At 70.5% G+C, this 17428-nt stretch carries 12 protein-coding genes; 3 read left to right on the forward strand and 9 right to left on the reverse strand.

The features are described from left to right. Positions 1-10: 10 nt before the first annotated feature. Complete coding sequence (locus G569_RS51520) at positions 11-547, reverse strand: TetR/AcrR family transcriptional regulator (protein ID WP_053226975.1); 537 nt, start codon at positions 545-547, stop codon at positions 11-13. After that, positions 544-1845, reverse strand: a complete 1302-nt coding sequence (locus tag G569_RS51525) for a flavin-containing monooxygenase (protein ID WP_245602556.1) — start codon at positions 1843-1845, stop codon at positions 544-546. Before G569_RS51525 ends, G569_RS51520 begins: the two co-directional genes overlap by 4 nt. 40 nt (positions 1846-1885) lie before the next feature. Between G569_RS51525 and G569_RS0125695 the strand changes: the two genes are divergently transcribed. Together G569_RS0125695 and G569_RS0125700 are read left to right on the forward strand one after the other, a co-directional pair. Then, positions 1886-2287, forward strand: a complete 402-nt coding sequence (locus G569_RS0125695) for an NUDIX hydrolase (RefSeq protein WP_028065564.1) — start codon at positions 1886-1888, stop codon at positions 2285-2287. Next, positions 2284-3426 (forward strand): cysteine desulfurase-like protein, encoded by a 1143-nt coding sequence (locus tag G569_RS0125700; protein ID WP_028065565.1) that lies wholly within the window; start codon positions 2284-2286, stop codon positions 3424-3426. Before G569_RS0125695 ends, G569_RS0125700 begins: the two co-directional genes overlap by 4 nt. On the opposite strand, the gene G569_RS0125705 is transcribed toward G569_RS0125700, so the two are convergent. The 6 genes from G569_RS0125705 to G569_RS58920 all read right to left on the reverse strand — a co-directional run bounded on the left by G569_RS0125705 (position 3397) and on the right by G569_RS58920 (position 13726). After that, complete coding sequence (locus G569_RS0125705) at positions 3397-3777, reverse strand: DUF1810 domain-containing protein (protein WP_028065566.1); 381 nt, start codon at positions 3775-3777, stop codon at positions 3397-3399. The genes G569_RS0125700 and G569_RS0125705 overlap by 30 nt on opposite strands. Then, entirely contained in the window at positions 3774-4574 is an 801-nt protein-coding gene (locus G569_RS0125710; protein WP_028065567.1) for an SDR family NAD(P)-dependent oxidoreductase, read from the reverse strand. Before G569_RS0125710 ends, G569_RS0125705 begins: the two co-directional genes overlap by 4 nt. A gap of 10 nt (positions 4575-4584) precedes the next feature. Continuing rightward, the gene (locus G569_RS51530) at positions 4585-6186 is read right to left on the reverse strand and encodes a M28 family metallopeptidase (RefSeq protein WP_053226977.1); all 1602 of its coding nucleotides are present in this window, start codon (positions 6184-6186) and stop codon (positions 4585-4587) included. Between the two features lie 66 nt (positions 6187-6252). Further along, positions 6253-7749 carry a glutamate synthase subunit beta gene (locus tag G569_RS51535; RefSeq protein WP_064750449.1) on the reverse strand — a complete coding sequence of 499 codons (1497 nt, stop codon included), beginning with the start codon at positions 7747-7749 and terminating at the stop codon, positions 6253-6255. Further along, complete coding sequence (gene gltB, locus G569_RS51540; RefSeq protein ID WP_053226978.1) at positions 7749-12299, reverse strand: glutamate synthase large subunit; 4551 nt, start codon at positions 12297-12299, stop codon at positions 7749-7751. The genes G569_RS51535 and gltB overlap by 1 nt, the downstream gene beginning before the upstream one ends. Before the next feature lie 125 nt (positions 12300-12424). Then, entirely contained in the window at positions 12425-13726 is a 1302-nt protein-coding gene (locus G569_RS58920) for a glycosyltransferase family 4 protein (RefSeq protein ID WP_053226979.1), read from the reverse strand. 77 nt (positions 13727-13803) lie between these two features. Here G569_RS58920 and G569_RS51550 point away from each other — a divergent pair, with 77 nt between their 5' ends. Further along, positions 13804-14754 carry a cation diffusion facilitator family transporter gene (locus G569_RS51550; protein ID WP_053226980.1) on the forward strand — a complete coding sequence of 317 codons (951 nt, stop codon included), beginning with the start codon at positions 13804-13806 and terminating at the stop codon, positions 14752-14754. Here G569_RS51550 and G569_RS51555 read toward each other — a convergent pair. Beyond that, positions 14723-17329, reverse strand: coding sequence for a M14 family metallopeptidase (locus tag G569_RS51555; RefSeq protein WP_084285560.1), 2607 nt, complete (start codon positions 17327-17329; stop codon positions 14723-14725). The two genes, G569_RS51550 and G569_RS51555, sit on opposite strands and share 32 nt — an antisense overlap. Positions 17330-17428: the final 99 nt, after the last annotated feature.

Here is a 17428-nt window from a genome sequence, read left to right on the forward strand (position 1 = left end):
CCAGGCCAGGCTAGCGGAGGATCTCGCGGAACAAACCGGCTGCAAAGGCGGTTGCTCCGTCAACGTTGACAGGAGCCCGGGTCAGCATCACGCGCCCGGTCTGCAGCCCCACGGCGACCATCGCGTGCGCCGTGTAGTCGACGTCGACGCCGTCGCGGAGCCGGCCGTCGAGGTCCTCGCGGAGCTCGTCGAGCGCCGCGGGCAGGACGACGTCGGCGTTGCGGTCCAGGAACGCGAACGTGTCGGGCTCGGCGGCGATGAAGGCGAAGAACGCGCGGAAGCCGGCCTCGAGGAAATCGCTCGGCGACGCCGCCAGGCGGGCGTCGCGGACACGCGCGCGGGCCTGCCCGCCCACCTCCTCCAGCACGGCCGCGAAGATCGCTTCCTTGCTCTCGAAGTAGTTGTAGAAGGTGCCGGAGGCGAGGTCGGTGCGGCGCACCACGTCACGGACCCCGGTCGCGGAGTAGCCGTACTCGGCGAAGGCGTCGCGGGCGGCGGCGAGCAGCGCCGCGCGGTTGGCCTCCTTGGTGGCCTCGCGGCGGCTCATGGCCGCGCCGCCCCCCGCTTGCGCTCGCGCTTGAGCTCGAACAGGTAGTCGTCGTAGTCGACCTGCATCGTGTGGCGCTTGGAGGCGACGTAGCGGCGGCGCATCGCTGCTCGTTCGCGCGTCGTGTCCGCGAGCAGCTCCGCCCGCGGCGGAAGCGTGTAGCGCCCGGTCAGGTGATCGCAGATCCACTCCGACTGCGCCTCGGCCAGCGGCATCGTCGCGCCCAGCGGCTGCAGCAGCGCGATGAAGTACAGGCCGGGCAGCTGCGGATGGAACACGCGCTTGTAGAGCGGCAGCTCGTTGCCGGGCGCCGACACGAGCGCCGGGTCGAAGAACGGGAAGCTGACCTTGTAGCCGGTGCCGTAGATCACGACGTCCGCGCGCTCTTCGGTTCCGTCCGCGAAGACCACGCTGTCCGTGGTCAGCCGCGCGATGTTCGGTTTGCATGTGATGTCCCCGTGGGTGAGCCGCGTGAGGATCGTGTCCGAGATCGTCGGATGGGCCTCGAGCGGGCGGTGGTCGGGTTTCGGCAGCCCGTACCGCTGCATGTCGCCGATCGCGGCGCGCAGCGTGGTCTGCATGAACCGTTGACGGATCCGCAGGGGGATTCGTGGCGCAGTTACGTATTGATCGAGCGGACGCCCGAAGACGTACTTGGGGACGATCCACGCGCCGCGGCGCGCGCTGAGGAACACCTTCTCCGCGGTCTGCGTCGCCTCGACCGCGATGTCCATCGCCGAGTTGCCCATGCCGAGCACGACGACCCGCTTGTCCGCGAACAGCTCCGGATCGTCGCCCGTGTAGTGGTGCGAGTGCAGCTGGACCCCGGCGAACTCGTCCGACCCGGGGAACGCGGGCTCCGGCCACTGCGGGTCCCAGTGGTGGCCGTTGGCGACCAGCAGCGCGCGGTAGTCACGCGTCTCCCCTGTGTCGAGCGTCACCCGCCAGCCGCCCTCGTGCGGCTCCGCGCGCTCCACCCCGGTCTCGAACGTGATCTTCTCGCGCAGCCCGAAGTGGTCGACGTACGCGTCGAAGTACGCGGCGACCTGCGTGTGGTGCGGGAAGTCCGGATAGTCGGCCGGCATCGGGAAATCCGAGTAGGCCATCCGGTCGCGCGAGGTGTTGATGTGCAGCGACCAGTAGGCGCTCGACATCCCGTTGGTGTTGCGGAAGACCCAGTTCCCGCCCACGCGGTCGGACTTCTCGAAGCAGTCGAACGCGATCCCGCGCTGACTCAGGGCTTTGACGGCCGCGATCCCGGATGACCCGGCGCCGATCACGCACACTGAAAGTGACACAGGCGTCATTTTTGCACGCGGCGTTATGGTGCGGCGCTGTATGAACCCCGAGGACGCAGAGGTCAAGGCCGCGGGCGGCGTCATCCGCCGCGACGACGGCAGCATCGCGATCGTGCATCGCCCCCGCTACGACGACTGGTCGCTGCCGAAGGGCAAGCTCGATCCCGGCGAGTCCTGGGAGGACTGCGCGCTGCGCGAGGTCTGGGAGGAGACCGGGCTGCGCTGCGAGCTCGGCGAGGAGCTCTCGCCCACGTTCTACGACGACCGCAAGGGGCGTCCGAAGGCGGTCCGCTACTGGCTGATGACGCCGGTCGAGGACGGCGATGCCTTCGAACCCAACGAAGAGGTCGACGAGCTGCGCTGGCTGCCGGCCTCCGAGGCCACCGAGCTCTTGACCTACGAACACGACATCGACCTGGCCCAGGAGGTCTCCGATCTATGAACCGCGATCGCTTCACCGCGCTGCGCGACGGGTGGGCGCGCCTGGACGGGCCCGCCGGCTCGCAGATCGCCGATCCCGTGATCGAAGCGATGGCCGACTGGATGCGCTCGGGCTCGCAGGCCAACCACGGCGGCGTGTTCAAGCAGGCGCATGAGACCGACGAGCTGGTCGAGTCGACGCGCGTCGCGTGCGCGACGCTGCTCGGGGGCGAGGCGTCGGGCGTCGTGTTCGGCCCGTCGTTCACCGCGCTGACGATGCGTTTCGCGGCGACGGTCGTGCGCTCGCTCTCGCCGGGCGACGAGATCGTGTGCACGCGGCTGGATCACGACTCCAACGTTCGCCCGTGGGTGATCGCGGCGGAGCGGGCGGGTGCGGTCGTGCGCTTCGCCGAGCCGCTGGAGGGAACCCTCGAGCTGCCCGCCTCGGCGGTCCAGGCGGTGCTGTCCGAGCGCACCAAGTGGGTGGCCGTGACCGCGGCGTCCAACGCCATCGGCTCCGTCCCGGACCTGGAGGGGATCGTCGCCGCCGCCCACGCGGTCGGCGCGCGTGTCTACATCGACGCCGTCCACGCGACCCCGCACCGTCGCAACGACCTGACCGCGCTGGACGCCGACGTGATCGGCTGCAGCGCGTACAAGTGGTTCGGCCCGCACGTCGCGATGCTCTGCGGCAAGCCCGAGGTCATGTCGGCCTACCGCCCCGACAAGCTCAACCCGTCGCCGGAGGAGTCACCGGACCGGTGGGAGCTCGGGACGCTGCCGTTCGAGTCGCTCGCGGGCGTGCGCGCCGCCGCCGAGTACATGCTCGAGCTGGACTTCGACGCCGTCCACGCGCACGAGCAGGCGCTCCTGAAGTCCGCCCTCGACGGCCTGGGCGCGATGGACCACGTCACGCTCTACGGCAACGCCGCCGACCGCGCGCCGACGCTGATGTTCACCGTCGCCGGCCACCACCCGACCGAGGTCGCCAAGCACCTCAACGAGCGCGAGATCGCGGTCTGGGACGGCAACTACTACGCGTGGGAGCTCGAGCGGGTCCTCGGCCTCGCCCCGCACGGCGGCATCCGCGCCGGCTTCCTGCACTACAACGACGCGTCCGACGCCGAGCGGCTACTGGCCGCCGTCGCCGAACTCGCTTAGGACCCGCTCGAAGAGCGGGTCCCCCGTCGCTTCGGAGAAGAGGGTCATCGAGGAGCGGAGTTTCATCGCGTCGATGCCGCCGAAGATGTCGAACGCGGAGAGGCCGGTGTGGGTGAGCAGGAGCTCGCAGCACTCGCGCAGGCGTGGGCCGAGGACGGGGTGGGCGTAGAACTCGCGCGCCTCGCCGGCGTCGGCCAGCGCGTACCGCTTGGACATCGGGCTGTGCCCGAGGCCGGCGAGCTGCGGGAACACGAACCACATCCAGTGCGAGGTCTTGCGCCCCGCCCGCAGCTCGTCCAGCACCGCCGGCCAGACGCGGTCCTGGGCGGCGACGAAGTCCTCGGCGTTCACTTGAACGACGCGCCCACGACCTTGTCCCAGACGCGGTCCGGGAGGACGGCGTGCAGGCCCATGAAGAAGCGGGCGGAGGCGGTGACCGGGACCCGCGGGCGCGGCTTGGCGAGCGCCTTCTCGATCGCTTCCGCGACGCTGTCCGCATCGCCGCCCAAGCGCGAGAGCGGGCCGGTGTAGACGTCGCGGGTCGACTTCGCGACCGAGGCGTTGAAGTCGGCGTACGGCCCGGACTCCTCCACCCCGCCCGCGGCCGTCGCGCCGAACTCGGTGCGGATCAGCCCCGGCTCGACGCAGACGACGTCGATGCCGAAGCGCTTGACCTCCATCCGCAGCGCGTCGCTCAGCGCCTCGACCGCGTACTTGGTCGCGTGGTAGGCGCCGCCGCCCGGGAACGTCAGCCTGCCGCCCATCGAGGAGACGTTGACGATCGTCCCCTCCCCCTTCGCGCGCATCCCCGGAAGGACGAGCTGGGTGAGTCGCAGCAGCCCGAACACGTTGGTCTCGAACTGGCGGCGCACGGAGTCCATCGAGAGCGTCTCGAGCGCCCCCGACTGCGAGTAGCCGGCGTTGTTGACGAGCACGTCGACGCCCCCGTCGACCTGCGCCAGCGCGGCTTGCATCGAGTCCTCGCTGGTGACGTCGAGCGCGAGCGTCCGGCAGCCGGCCGCCTCGAGCTCGTCGAGCGTCGCCGGCTGGCGCGCGGTGGCGAACACCGTCCACTCACCGCGGGCCAGCCGCAGGGCCGTCGCGCGCCCGATCCCGGTCGAGCACCCCGTGATCAGGACATTGCGCATAGGCCGGAGCCTACGTGGTCGTCGCCTCCAGCGGCGTCGGGTCCGGGATGTGCGAGTGACGCGTGCCGCCCGCGCGCCGCTGCACCGACGGCGTGAGCGCCGGGCGACTGGGGATCGCGCCCTGCGCGAGCGTGATCAGCGCGTGCGCGGCCGCGTCCGAGTTGACGTCCAACGCCTTGTTGGACAGGTTGAAGAAGTCGTCGCAGCCGAGGTGGTAGCACCCGTCGTACTGCTCGCCGGCCACGCCGCCGAAGATCGCCGCCTGCTCGGGCGTCTTGAGCCCTTCGGCGCCGGTGAACAGGCCGCCCGCCGGGATGCCCGCGGCGATGAACGGGCCGTAGTCGGAGCGCCCGTCGAACGCCGTCGGCTCGTTCGGGAGCCGCTGCGCCTTGAAGTAGTCGAGGAAGATCTTCTCGATCGTCGCCGAGAACGGCCGCGCGGCCGGCGCGAACGTCGCGTCGTCGATCGGCGGCGAGTCCGAGAGGTCGCCGTCGTAGATGAAGTTGACGAAGTTGGGCGAGCCGATCATGTCGAAGTTGAGCATCGCCGCGATCTTGGCCCGCTCGGCCTCCGGCAGCGACGCCACGTAGGCCTCCGAGCCGAGCAGCCCGGACTCCTCCGCGCTGAACCAGATGAAGCGGACCTTGTTCTTGAGCTTCGCGCCCTGCAGGCCCCGGGCGAACTCGACCAGCGCGGCCGAGCCGGAGCCGTTGTCGTTGATGCCCGGGCCGGGGCCGACGCTGTCGAGGTGCGCGCCGACCACGACGACCTTGTTCGGGTCGCCGCCGCGCGTCTCGGCGATCACGTTCTCGGTCGGCGTCATGCCGACGCGGTACTCGACACGCACCCGCGCGGTCTTGCCGACGAGCCCCTGGGAGACGCCACCGGCGATCTCCTGGACGGTCGCGATCTGCGAGGCGAGCATCGGCACCGTGATCCCCGCGCCGTCGAGGTCGAACCACAGCGGGTCGGTGCGGGCGGGCGAGTCGCCCTCGTTGATCAGGACGATCGCTCCGGCGCCCTGCGCCTGCGCCCGCAGCCACTTGTCCAGGAACGCGCAGGTGCCGCGCTGGAGCAGGACGATCGCACCCTTCGGCATGCCGGCGAAGTCCGCGTCCTCGCAGCCCGAGGTCGACGTGTTCGCCGCCGGCGAGGGGAGCTTCAGGTCGGCCGCCCACACCGGCGCCGTGACGTCCGCCGAGGGCGAGTTGACCATCGAGCCGAAGTCGCCGCCCGGGATCGACCCCGCGATGCCCGGGACGTAGTGTTTGCCGCGCTTGATGTCGAGCACCGGCGGCTTCCAGTCGCCGAGCGCGAAGAGGTCGTACTCGAAGTCCTGGCGCGAGACGGACAGGCCGGCGAGCCGCGCCTGCAGAGCGACGTAGTCGGCCGACAACTCGTGTCCGCGCGTTCCGGCCAGCCGATTGCCGCCGGTCGCGATCGCCGCCAGGTTGAACGCCGCCTCGTGGAGCTTGATGCCCTCCACGGTCACCGCCTTGCGCAGCCTCGCCGAGGTGTCGTTGCCACCACCGCCGGTGGCGAGCGCGGGCCCGGCACCACCCAGGAGTGCGCCGGCCGCGAGTACGGCCGCGCCGAGTGAACGCATCTGCATGAGCGGGAGCCTCCCGCTCATGCAGTGCTCATGTCAACCTAAAGGGGTCAGGCCCCTTTAGGTTGGCTAGGTGTTGCTGGCTTCGTTCGGCGGATCGGCGCCGAGATCGGCCGAGCCGAAGCGCTCGGACGTCCCCGCGGACTCTTCGTCGCGCGGGTCGCGCTCCGGGAGGTTGCGCAGGTAGCGATCGGCCACCCGGGCGGCCTGGCGGCCCTCGTTGATCGCCCACACGATCAGCGACTGGCCGCGGCGGGCGTCGCCGGCGGCGAAGACGCCCTCGGCCGACGTGGCGTACGCGCCGGCGCGCGCGTTGCCGCGCGCGTCGGTCTCGACGCCCAACGCCTCCAGCAGCGGCTGCTCCGGGTGCAGGAAGCCCATCGCCAGCAGCACGAGCTGCGCGGGACGGGTCTCCTCGGTGCCGGCGATCGCCTCGAACGGCGGCTTGCCGCTGTTCTGCACCCAGTGGACCTCCTCCACGCGACCGTTGCCGGTCAGCTGCGTCGTGGAGATCGCGAAGTCGCGCTCGCCGCCTTCCTTCAACGCGTAGGAGGTGCGCAGCTTCACGGGCCAGCGCGGCCACGGGGTCAGGTCGTCCGGGCGCCGCTCGGGCGGCTCGCCGAGCAGCTCGATCTGCGTGACCGACGCCGCTCCCTCGCGGTGCGAGTGGCCGACGCAGTCCGCACCGGTGTCGCCGCCGCCCACGACCAGGACGTGCTTGCCCGCGGCCGTGATCGGGTTCTCGGGCGGGTTGCCCTCGAGCACGCGCGCGCGGTCGTAGAGGTACTCCATCGCGTAGTGCACGCCGTCCAGCTCGCGGCCGGGGACGGGCAGGTCGCGCGGGACGCGCGAGCCGGTGGCGATGACCACCGCGTCGTGCGCGGCACGCAACGCGTGGGCGGAGATGTCGACCCCGACGTCGACGCCGTAGCGGAACTCGACGCCTTCCGCGCGCAGCTGCTCGAGCCGGCGCTCGATCACCCACTTCTCGATCTTGAAGTGCGGGACGCCGAAGCGGACCAGCCCGCCGCCGGACTCGTCGCGCTCGTAGACCGTGACCGTGTGCCCCGCCCGGCGCAGCTGCTGCGCCGCCGCCAGGCCCGCCGGGCCGGCGCCGATGACCGCGACCGTGCGACCGGTCTCGACCCGCGGCGGCTGCGGCACGATCCAGCCCTCGTCCCACGCGCGGTTGACGATCGAGACCTCGATCTGCTTGATCGAGACCGCGTCGCCCTCTCGGATCTCCAGCACGCACGCCGCCTCGCACGGCGCCGGGCAGAGCCGGCCCGTGAACTCCGGGAAGTTGTTCGTGGCGTGCAGCTGGACGATCGCCTCGCGCCAGCGGTCGCGGTAGACGAGGTCGTTCCAGTCCGGGATCAGGTTGCCCAGCGGGCAGCCGTTGTGGCAGAACGGCACCCCGCACTCCATGCAGCGGGCGCCCTGCTCGCGCAGCCCGTCGACCGGGAGCGTCTCGACGAACTCCTCGAAGTCCGAGACCCGCGCCTTCGGATCGCGCTCGGGAGACTCGACACGCGAGATCTCGAGAAAGCCTCCGACCTTGCCCATCAGGCGCTCCGCTCCGTCGTGACGAACCCTTCGCCGCCGGTCGACTCCGCCGGCTCGATCTCGTGCTCGTGCTCGGCCTCGAGCTCGAGCAGCGCACGCTTGTAGTCGTGCGGCATGACCTTCTTGAACTGCGGCAGGAACGTCGTCCAGTCCGCCAGGATGCCCGCCGCGACGGGCGAACCGGTCCGCTCGGCGTGCTCCTCGATCAGGCCGTGCAGCTCGATCGCGTCGGCCTCGGAGATCTCGTCGAAGCCGACCAGACCCATGTTGCAGCGCGACTCGAACGTGCCGTCGCTGTCGAGCACGTAGGCGACGCCGCCGCTCATGCCCGCCGCGAAGTTGCGGCCCGTGCGGCCGAGGACGACCGCGCGTCCGCCGGTCATGTACTCGCAGCCATGGTCGCCCACGCCTTCGACGACGGCGCTCGCACCGCTGTTGCGCACGGCGAAGCGCTCGCCCGCGAGGCCGCGGAAGAACGCGCGGCCGCTCGTCGCCCCGTAGAGCACGGTGTTGCCGATGACGACGTTCTCCTCGGCCTTGAAGGTCGTGCCCTCGGGCGGGCGGACCGACAGCACGCCGCCGGACAGGCCCTTGCCCGTGTAGTCGTTGGCGTCGCCGAGCAGCGACAGCTCGACACCGGGCGCGAGCCAGGCGCCGAACGACTGCCCCGCGGAGCCGTTGAGCGTGAACTTGATCGTCCCGGGCGGCAGACCGGTGGCGCCGTGCACCTTGGTCACCGCGCTCGACAGCAAGCCGCCGACGGTCCGGTTGACGTTGCGCACGTCGAAGGTCCCGGTGATCCGCATCCGATGGTCGATCGCGTCCTTGGCCGCCTCGATCAGCGTCCAGTCCAGCGCGCCCGGGAGCGGCGAGTCCTGCGGGCGCACACGCCGGCGCGGGGCGTCGTCGGTCACGGGCGGCGCCGCCAGGACGTGGGTCAGGTCGACGCCACGGCCCTTCCAGTGCTCGATCGCGTCGTCCGCCGCCAGCAGATCGACGCGCCCGACCAGGTCCTCGTACTTCGCGATCCCGAGCCGGCGCATGATCTGGCGCGCCTCCTCGGCCACGAAGAAGAAGAAGTTCACGACGTGCTCCGGCTGGCCCTTGAAGCGCTTGCGCAGCTCCGGGTCCTGCGTCGCGATGCCCACCGGACACGTGTTCAGGTGGCAGGCGCGCATCATGATGCAGCCCGTCGCGATCAGCGGCGCGGTCGAGAAGCCGCACTCGTCGGCGCCCAGCAGCGCGGCGACGACGACGTCGCGGCCGGTCTTGAGCTGGCCGTCCGTCTGCACCCAGATGCGCGACCGCAGGTCGTTCAGGACGAGCGTCTGCTGGGTCTCGGCCAGGCCGATCTCCCACGGCACGCCGGCCGCCTGGATCGAGCTCAAAGGCGACGCGCCGGTGCCGCCGTCATGGCCGGCGATCAGCACGTGGTCCGCGTTGGCCTTGGCCACACCCGCGGCGACCGTGCCCACGCCGACCTCGGACACGAGCTTGACCGACACCCGCGCGCCCGGGTTGGCGCAGCGCAGGTCGTAGATCAGCTGCTTGAGGTCCTCGATCGAGTAGATGTCGTGGTGCGGCGGCGGCGAGATCAGGCCCACGCCGGGCGTGGTGAAGCGGATCGAGCCGATGTAGCGGTCGACCTTGTGGCCGGGCAGCTGGCCGCCCTCGCCGGGCTTGGCGCCCTGGGCCATCTTGATCTGCAGCTCGTCGGCGTTGACGAGGTAGTTGATGTTGACCCCGAAGCGGCCGGAGGCGACCTGCTTGATCGCCGAGCGGCGCTGGTCGCCGTTCGGGTCCGGCTTGAAGCGCACCGGGTCCTCGCCGCCCTCGCCGGTGTTCGACTTGCCGCCGAGCCGGTTCATGGCGATCGCGAGCGTCTCGTGCGTCTCGCGGCTGATCGAGCCGAGCGACATCGCGCCGGTCACGAACCGCTTGACGATCTCCGCCGCCGACTCGACCTCGTCCAGCGACAGCCACTCCTCCTCGGGCAGCTCCTTGAACTTCAGCAGCCCGCGCAGGGTCGCGCGGCGCGCGGCGTCCTCGTTGACGAGCTTGGAGTACTCGTCGTAGGTCGGCTGCCCGCCGTGGCGGACGGAGTGCTGCAGGAGCGCGATCGTCTCCGGGTTCCACATGTGGTGCTCGCCCTCGCGGCGCCACGCGTAGACGCCGCCCACGGGCAGCAGGTCGTCGCTCGAGTGCAGCCCGAAGCCGCGCGCGTGCCGGTCCAGCGTCTCGCGGGCGAGGATGTCCGCGTCGATGCCGCCGATCCGCGAGGCGGTGCCCACGAAGTAGCGCTCGATCAGCGACGGCGCCAGGCCGACGGCCTCGAAGATCTGCGCCCCGTTGTAGGACTGGATCGTCGAGATGCCCATCTTGGAGATCGTCTTGAGCAGCCCCTTGGCGATGCCCTTGACGACGTTCCACTGCGCGGTCTCGAAGTCGGTCACACCCGGGACGCGGCCCTCGTCGACCAGCGTCTGGAGCGACTCGAACATCAGGTACGGGTTGATCGCCGATGCGCCGTAGCCGATCAGCGTCGCGAAGTGGTGGACCTCGCGCGGCTCGCCGGACTCGAGCACGAGGCCGGTCTGCAGGCGCGTGCCCTCGCGCACCAGGTGGTGATGCACGCCCGCGACCGCCAGCAGCGCCGGGATCGGCGCCCGCTCGGGGCTGACCGCGCGGTCGGAGAGGATGAGGATGTTGGTGCCGTCGGCGAGCGCCGCGTCGGCCTCCGCGCAGGCGCGCTCGAGCGCCTTGACCATCCCGTCCGGGCCCTCGGCGATCGGCCACGTGATGTCGACCGTGTGCGCCTTGAACACCGAGCTGTCGACGTGGCGCAGCTGCTGGAGCTCGCGGTCGAACAGGATCGGCGTCTGCATCGACAGCTGGTGGGCGTGCTCCGGCCCCTCGGTGAGCAGGTTGTGCTCGGAGCCGACCCCGCTCCCCACGCTCATCACGATCGCCTCGCGGATCGGGTCGATCGGCGGGTTGGTGACCTGGGCGAAGAGCTGCTTGAAGTAGCTGAACAGCGGGGGCTCGCGGTCCGACAGCACGGCGAGCGCGGCGTCGTTGCCCATCGAGCCGATCGGCTCCTCCGCCTTCGCCGCGGTCGGCGCGAGCAGGACCCGCAGGTCCTCCTGCGTGAACCCGAACGCGCGCTGGCGTTCGTGCAGGGGCTCGGCGGGCGTGGGCAGCTCCGGGGCGGGCGGGAGGTCCGCGAGGTGGACGATGCCCTCCTGGAACCACTGCGTGTACGGCGCTTTGCCGGTGACCTCGCGCTTGACGTCGGAGTCGTCGACGATCACGCCGCGCTCGAGGTCGACGAGGAACAGCTTGCCGGGCTGCAGGCGGCCCTTGCGCTTGACGTTGGCGGCCGGCTCGTCCATCACGCCGGTCTCCGAGCCGAGCACGACCCAGCCGTCCTCGGTCTCCAGCCAGCGGCCGGGGCGCAGGCCATTGCGGTCCAGGGTCGCGCCGATCACGCGGCCGTCGGTGAACGCGACCGCGGCCGGGCCGTCCCACGGCTCCATCAGGCAGGAGTGGAACGCGTAGAAGCCCTTCAGGTCCTCGGGGATGTCGTCCCGGTTCTGGTAGGCCTCCGGGATCATCATCATCACCGCGTGCGGCAGGCTGCGGCCGGCCAGCACGAGCAGCTCGAGGACGTTGTCGAACGTCGCGGAGTCGCTGCCGCCCGGGCGCACGATCGGGAGGACCTTCTGCAGGTCGTCGCCGAACAGCTCGGACGCGAGCTGGGACTCGCGGGCGCGCATCCAGTTGACGTTCCCGCGCAGCGTGTTGATCTCGCCGTTGTGGGCGATCATCCGGTACGGGTGCGCGAGCTCCCACGACGGGAACGTGTTCGTCGAGAAGCGCGAGTGCACGAGCGCCAGCGCGGACTTCGTGCGCGGGTCCGCGAGGTCCGGGAAGTACCCCATCACCTGCGGGCTCGTGAGCATGCCCTTGTAGACGATGGTCCGGCTGGAGAAGCTCGGGATCACGAGCTCCGGGCCGGCGGCGATCTCGGCCACGCGGCGGATCACGTAGAGCTTGCGCTCGAACGCGTCCTGGTCGGTCGCGAGCTCGTCGGACGCGGCCACGACCAGCTGCTTGATGTACGGCGCGTAGAGGTTGGCCGTGATGCCGACGTAGTCCTTGTCGACCGGGACGTCGCGCCAGGCGACGACCCGCTGGCCCTCGGCGCGCACGGTGTCCTCGAGCAGCTGCTCGAGCTGCGCCCGCCTGGCCTCGTCGACTGGGAGGAAGCACACGCAGACGCCGTAGGCGCCGGGCGGCGGCAGGTCCTCCGTGATCTCGCCGCGGAAGAACTCGTCAGGCAGCTGGAGAAGGATTCCAGCGCCGTCTCCGGTATTGGGATCCGCGCCCGCGGCACCTCGGTGTTCGAGGTTCTCGAGCGCGACGATGGCTCGCTCTACGGTCTCGTGCGACGGCTTGCCATCGAGCTTGGCAACCATCGCGACGCCACAGGCGTCGTGCTCGTAGGACGGATCGTAGAGGCCGACGGGGCCACTGGGACGCTGAGGCATAAGCGGGCGACGGGTGGGGGGACGCGAAGCCCCATCCGAGGGCTCGGAAGGGAGCGAAAACGGTAGCAGTGGGGTCGGCCTGCGCCAAACGCCCGAGCCGCTGTGTCATGCGTCGAACGCAGCGATCAGCCGCTCAAAGCGGCATTTTCGCGCAACGATGTTGCGTCAACGGCGTCGTCGTAGATCTCGGCGACCCGCCGCGCGAGCGAAGGCCAGGCGTAGTGATCATGCGCTCTGCGGGCGGCGTTCGCGCCCCTCCGGCGGCGCTCGCCCGGACGGTTCACGGCCTCGACGAGCGCGTTGGCGAGCGATGAGATGTCGTCGGGCTCGACCAGCCAGCCGGTTTCGCCGTGGTCGACAATCTCCGCCGGGCCGTACGCGTCGACCGCGATGGCGGGAAGCCCGCAGGCCATCGCCTCCACGATCACCTGCCCGAACTGCTCGCGCACCGAGGACAGGACGAGCGCGTCCGAAGCGTTGAGGATGTCGGGCAGCTCGCTGTGGTCGTGCCACCCGGTGAGGTGGACATCACGCGCGCCCGTGCGCGCGATCGCGTCGTCCGGGTGTTCGCCTTCGAACTCGTTCGGGAAGCCGCCGACGATCACCAGCGGCGCGCGCCGGCTGAAGCCCGGGCGGGCGCGCTCGTAGGCCTCGATCAGCAGCGGGATGCGCTTGACCTCGGTGAAGCGGCCGACGTAGAGCAGGACCGGCGTGTCGTCTTCGATCTCGACGCCCAGCTTCCGGTGGACCGCGACGCGGTCGACCGCCCGCGGGCCGAAGCGCTCAGGGTCGAAGCCGTTGGGGACCGTCGCGCAGCGGCGCGGATCGATACCGAGGACGGTGGCCGCGCGGTCGCAGGCGGTCTCGGTGAGGACGATCAGCCGGTGCGCCTGCTCGGCCCAGCCCCGCATCCGCTCCGCCCAGGCCTCGCCGTGCGCCCAGCGGTACGGGTCGTGGTCGATCGCCTCGAGCATCAGCAGCTCGGTGCCGTGCAGGTGGCCGACGACCGGGACGTCCGGCGCGACCCGCCGGGCGGCCTCGTAGAGCGGCGTCAGGTGATGCAGGTGCAGGACGTCGGCGTGCGCGGCACCGGCCGACTGCAGCGCCTTGGCCCAGGCGACGACCTGGTGCTCGGTCTCATCGTCGTCGAGCATGGCGAAGCAGCGATCCGGGGCGTCGAGCCGATCCTCGTAGGAGGGATGCAGCGGCGGGTCGGCGGCCATCGGGTCGCGCGCGTGCAGGGCGCGGGTCATGTCGACGGGACGGACGTCGAGGCCGCGGTAGAAGTGCGCCGCGTCGCCGAACGTGTCGTCGTGGGTGATCGAGCCGCTGAGGATCGTCGTCTCCCACCCGGTGCCCGGAAGCGAGTGGGCGAGGTTGCGCGCGACCTGCGCCGAACCGCCGCGTGGGAAGAACTGCAGGCCCATGAGGACCTGGCGAGGGTGTGAACGAGATGTGGCCAGGCTGTGACCTTACCCGAGGCCTGTGTCTCATCATTCCTTTCGTGAGTCACGATCACGACCACGGCCACGGGCATTCGCACGGCCACTCGCACGCGCCGGCGGACGCGTCCGCGACCCGGCTGAGGATCGCGCTGGGCCTGCTGCTCGGCCTGATGGCGGTCGAGGTCGTCTTCGGCATCGTGGCGTCGTCGCTGGCGCTGCTCAGCGACGCGGCGCACATGCTCACCGACGCGGGCGCGCTGGCGCTGGCGCTGGTCGCGATCCGGCTGTCCGCCCGGCCGGCGAAGGGCGCGCTGACCTACGGCCTCAAGCGCACCGAGATCCTCTCCGCCCAGTTCAACGGCGCGACGCTGCTCGTGCTCGGGCTGCTGATCGTCGTCGAGGGCGTCCGGCGCCTGGTCCATCCGCCCGAGGTCGAAGGCGCGATCGTGCTGGTGGTCGCGCTGGTCGGCGTCGTGGTCAACATCGTCGCGACCGTCGTCCTGCACGGCGCCGACCGCACGTCACTGAACGTCGAGGGCGCCTTCCAGCACGTGCTGACCGACCTCGTGGCGTTCATCGCCACCGCGATCGCGGGCTTCGTGGTGCTGGTCACGGGCTTCGACCGCGCCGACGGCATCGCGTCGCTGTTCGTGGCGGCGGTGATGCTGCGCGCGGCCTGGTCGCTGCTGCGCGACTCCGGCCGGATCTTCCTCGAGGCCGCGCCGAAGAACATCGACGTCGGCGCCGTGGGTGACGCGATGACGCGGGTGCATGGGGTCCACGAGGTCCACGACCTGCATGTCTGGGAGGTGACGTCGGGCTTCCCGGCGCTGTCCGCCCACGTGCTGGTCGGTACCGAGGACGACTGCCACCGGGCGCGGAAGGACCTGGAGGCCGTGCTGCACGATCGTTTCGGGATCGAGCACACGACGCTCCAGGTCGATCACGAGGGAGGCGATCTCCTGGAGATCGAGCTCCCTACTTTTCGGCCCCCTCCAGCAGTGAGTTGAACAGCAGCTTGTAGGTGCCGTGCGACTCGGCGCGGTGCTGCACGCTGATGCCGACCATCGCCACGTGCCCGTTGCCGTAGGAGACGTTGGCGACCGCGGTCTTGCCCGCGATGACGTTCTCACCCAGCAGCCAGCCGCTGCGCAGGACGTTCGACGTCGGATAGGTGACCGGGGTGTCGACGCCGGTCGCGCCCGCGTTGACCGAGAACGCGGGGCTGCCGTCGGAGTACAGGTCGGCGGTGTCCCCCATGCCCCAGGTCAACGGGTTCTTGTTGTCGACCAGACCCGCGAGGATCGAGCCCGGCGAGTAGTAGTTCGTGCTCGGGACCCCGCTCGTCACGTCGGTGAGCGGGAAGCCGGAGAACGCGCGGATCGGCAGCTGCGTGGCGTCGTTGATCGCCACGAGCGTGCCGCCGGCCTGGACGAACGCCTTCAGGTTGTCGACGCCCGCCTGGGTCATGCCGCCCGTGTACTTCGCGGGGAGCGAGCCCGCCCGCACGCCGTTGAGCATGCTGCTGTACGACGCGTCCGGGAGGATGATCGTGTCGTAGCTGTCCTTGAGGTTGCCGGCGCGCACCTCGGCGTCCTTGAGCTGCTTGTACGGGACCTTGAAGGTGTCGAACACGTAGCGGGTCCAGCCCTCGTCGGAGTTGCCCGGGTAGCCGTGGTAGAGGCCGACCCGCGGGTTGGCGACCGCGACCGTGCCGGACGGCATGGCCGCCACCGTGGCCACGGTCAGGCCGAGCTGCTTGGCCTGCGCCTTGATGCGGGTGTCGGCGCCGGCCCGCGGCGTGACGAGGAACGTGCCGGCCGGCCAGGAGCCCTTGTCGGTCGTGACGGGCGCCGTCGTGCGGGTCACCGTCTCCCCCGCCTTCAGCAGCGCGAGCACGGCGGTGTAGCTGTCGTTGACGCGGGCGTCGAGCGCGTACGCCGCGGCGGGTGCCGTCGCGGGCACGGTGAACGCCGGGACCGGCGCGCTGTCGACCGGCTTGGTGTTGGCGATGAACGACTGCGTGACCTTGTCGACCTTGACGCCCATCTGGAACGGCAGCGTCCAGCCCGCCATGTCGTACGGGCGCTCGGGCGTGCCGTCCGGGTTGCGCCGGTCCGGGTAGGTCTGCGGGTTCATCAGGTCGACGACGTCGGCGCGGAACGGCTGCGCCTCGCGGACGATGAAGCTGTTCGCGGGGTAGGTCTTGTCGCCCACCTTGAACGCCGACTGGGCCTGCTCGACCTCGAGGTCGGCCTGGCGCAGGACGTTGACCATCTTGGTCGCGGTCTGGAAGTCCGGCTGGTCGGACGGGATCACGTACGCGGTGTCGCCGCCGGCGTCGATCGCCTGCTTGCCCATCCGGTACTGCCCGTAGAGCCAGTTCTCGCGGCCGACGTCGGCCGTGTGCAGGAGCTCCCAGCCGGTCGACTCGATGTACGAGCAGCTGTCGGACAGGTGCCACATGCCGCCCTTGTACGGGCTCGGGTAGAACGCGGACGGCTCCGACGTCGAGACCTCCTGGTACGGGAAGGTCTTCGGGAACTTCGTCGGGTCCTCGTAGACCGGCGTCGCCGAGGCGTGCGAGGTCTCCGAGAGGATGCCGATCTGGTTGTGGAACGCGGGCGCGGAGCGCAGGCCGCCGTTCCACCACTGGTCGTACTGCTGGCGAGACACGGCGCCGACCTTGCCCTCGCGGTCCAGGCGCTGGGTCATCGCGTCGCCGAGGAAGTTGATCCCGCGCGTGACCTCAGGCGGGATGTTCGGGTTCATCGGGTCCTTGAAGGGCGGCAGGAAGATGCGCGCCGGGTACGCCGCGGTCTGGTGCGTGTTGTAGACCAGTTGCGGATACCAGCTGTGCCACAGCACGTTGCCGAGGTTGCGCGTCTCGGGCAGGTTGAACATGAACCAGTCGCGGTTGTCGTCGTGCCCGGAGTACTTCTGGTAGAGCTCGGGATAGGTCGAGTCCTGGAACTGCGTCCCGACGTTCTGCATGTACCAGTCCGGGATGTGCTCGCCGCCGTCCGGGTTGATGTTCGGGATGAACAGCGTGATGACGTTCTTGAGGATCGACTTCGTCTCGGGCGTGTTGGACGTCAGCAGGTCGTAGGCGAACTGCGGCGCTGTCTGCGGCGGGCCGACCTCGGTCGAGTGGATGCCGAAGTCCACCCACGCGATCGCCTTGCCCTGCTTGGCGAGGTCGTGCGCCTGGTCGTCCGTGAGGTCGCGGGCGTGCGCGAGCCGCTGCGCGATGTCCTGGTACTTCGCGAGGTTGCCCGGTGCCAGGTTCTCCGGCGCGGAGATGATCCCCATCACCTGGTCGCGGCCTTCGGACGTCTGCCCGAGGCTCACCACCTGCATCCGGTCGCTCGCGTTGTCGAGCTGATGGAAGTAGTTGCTGATCTGCGTGTAGTTGGCCAGCTTGTAGTCCTGGCACGGGGTGAACCCGAACGCCGACTCCGGCGTCGGGATCCTGGGCGCCGCGTTGCTCGCCACCGTCGTGTCCGCCTGCAGCGACACGGCGACCGCGGCGGCCGCGGCAGCGACCACCGGAGCGGCCAGCGCCGCTCTGAACCTTGACCTCATTGCCCCACCTCAGGTCGTTGGAAGAACCGGCGGCGACATTACGCCCGGGGTTTGGCGCGGCCGAGCCGATTTGAGGAAGATTTGACGTTGCGGTCCGGT

The sequence above is a fragment of the Solirubrobacter soli DSM 22325 genome (genome assembly GCF_000423665.1).
Classification (GTDB): domain Bacteria; phylum Actinomycetota; class Thermoleophilia; order Solirubrobacterales; family Solirubrobacteraceae; genus Solirubrobacter; species Solirubrobacter soli.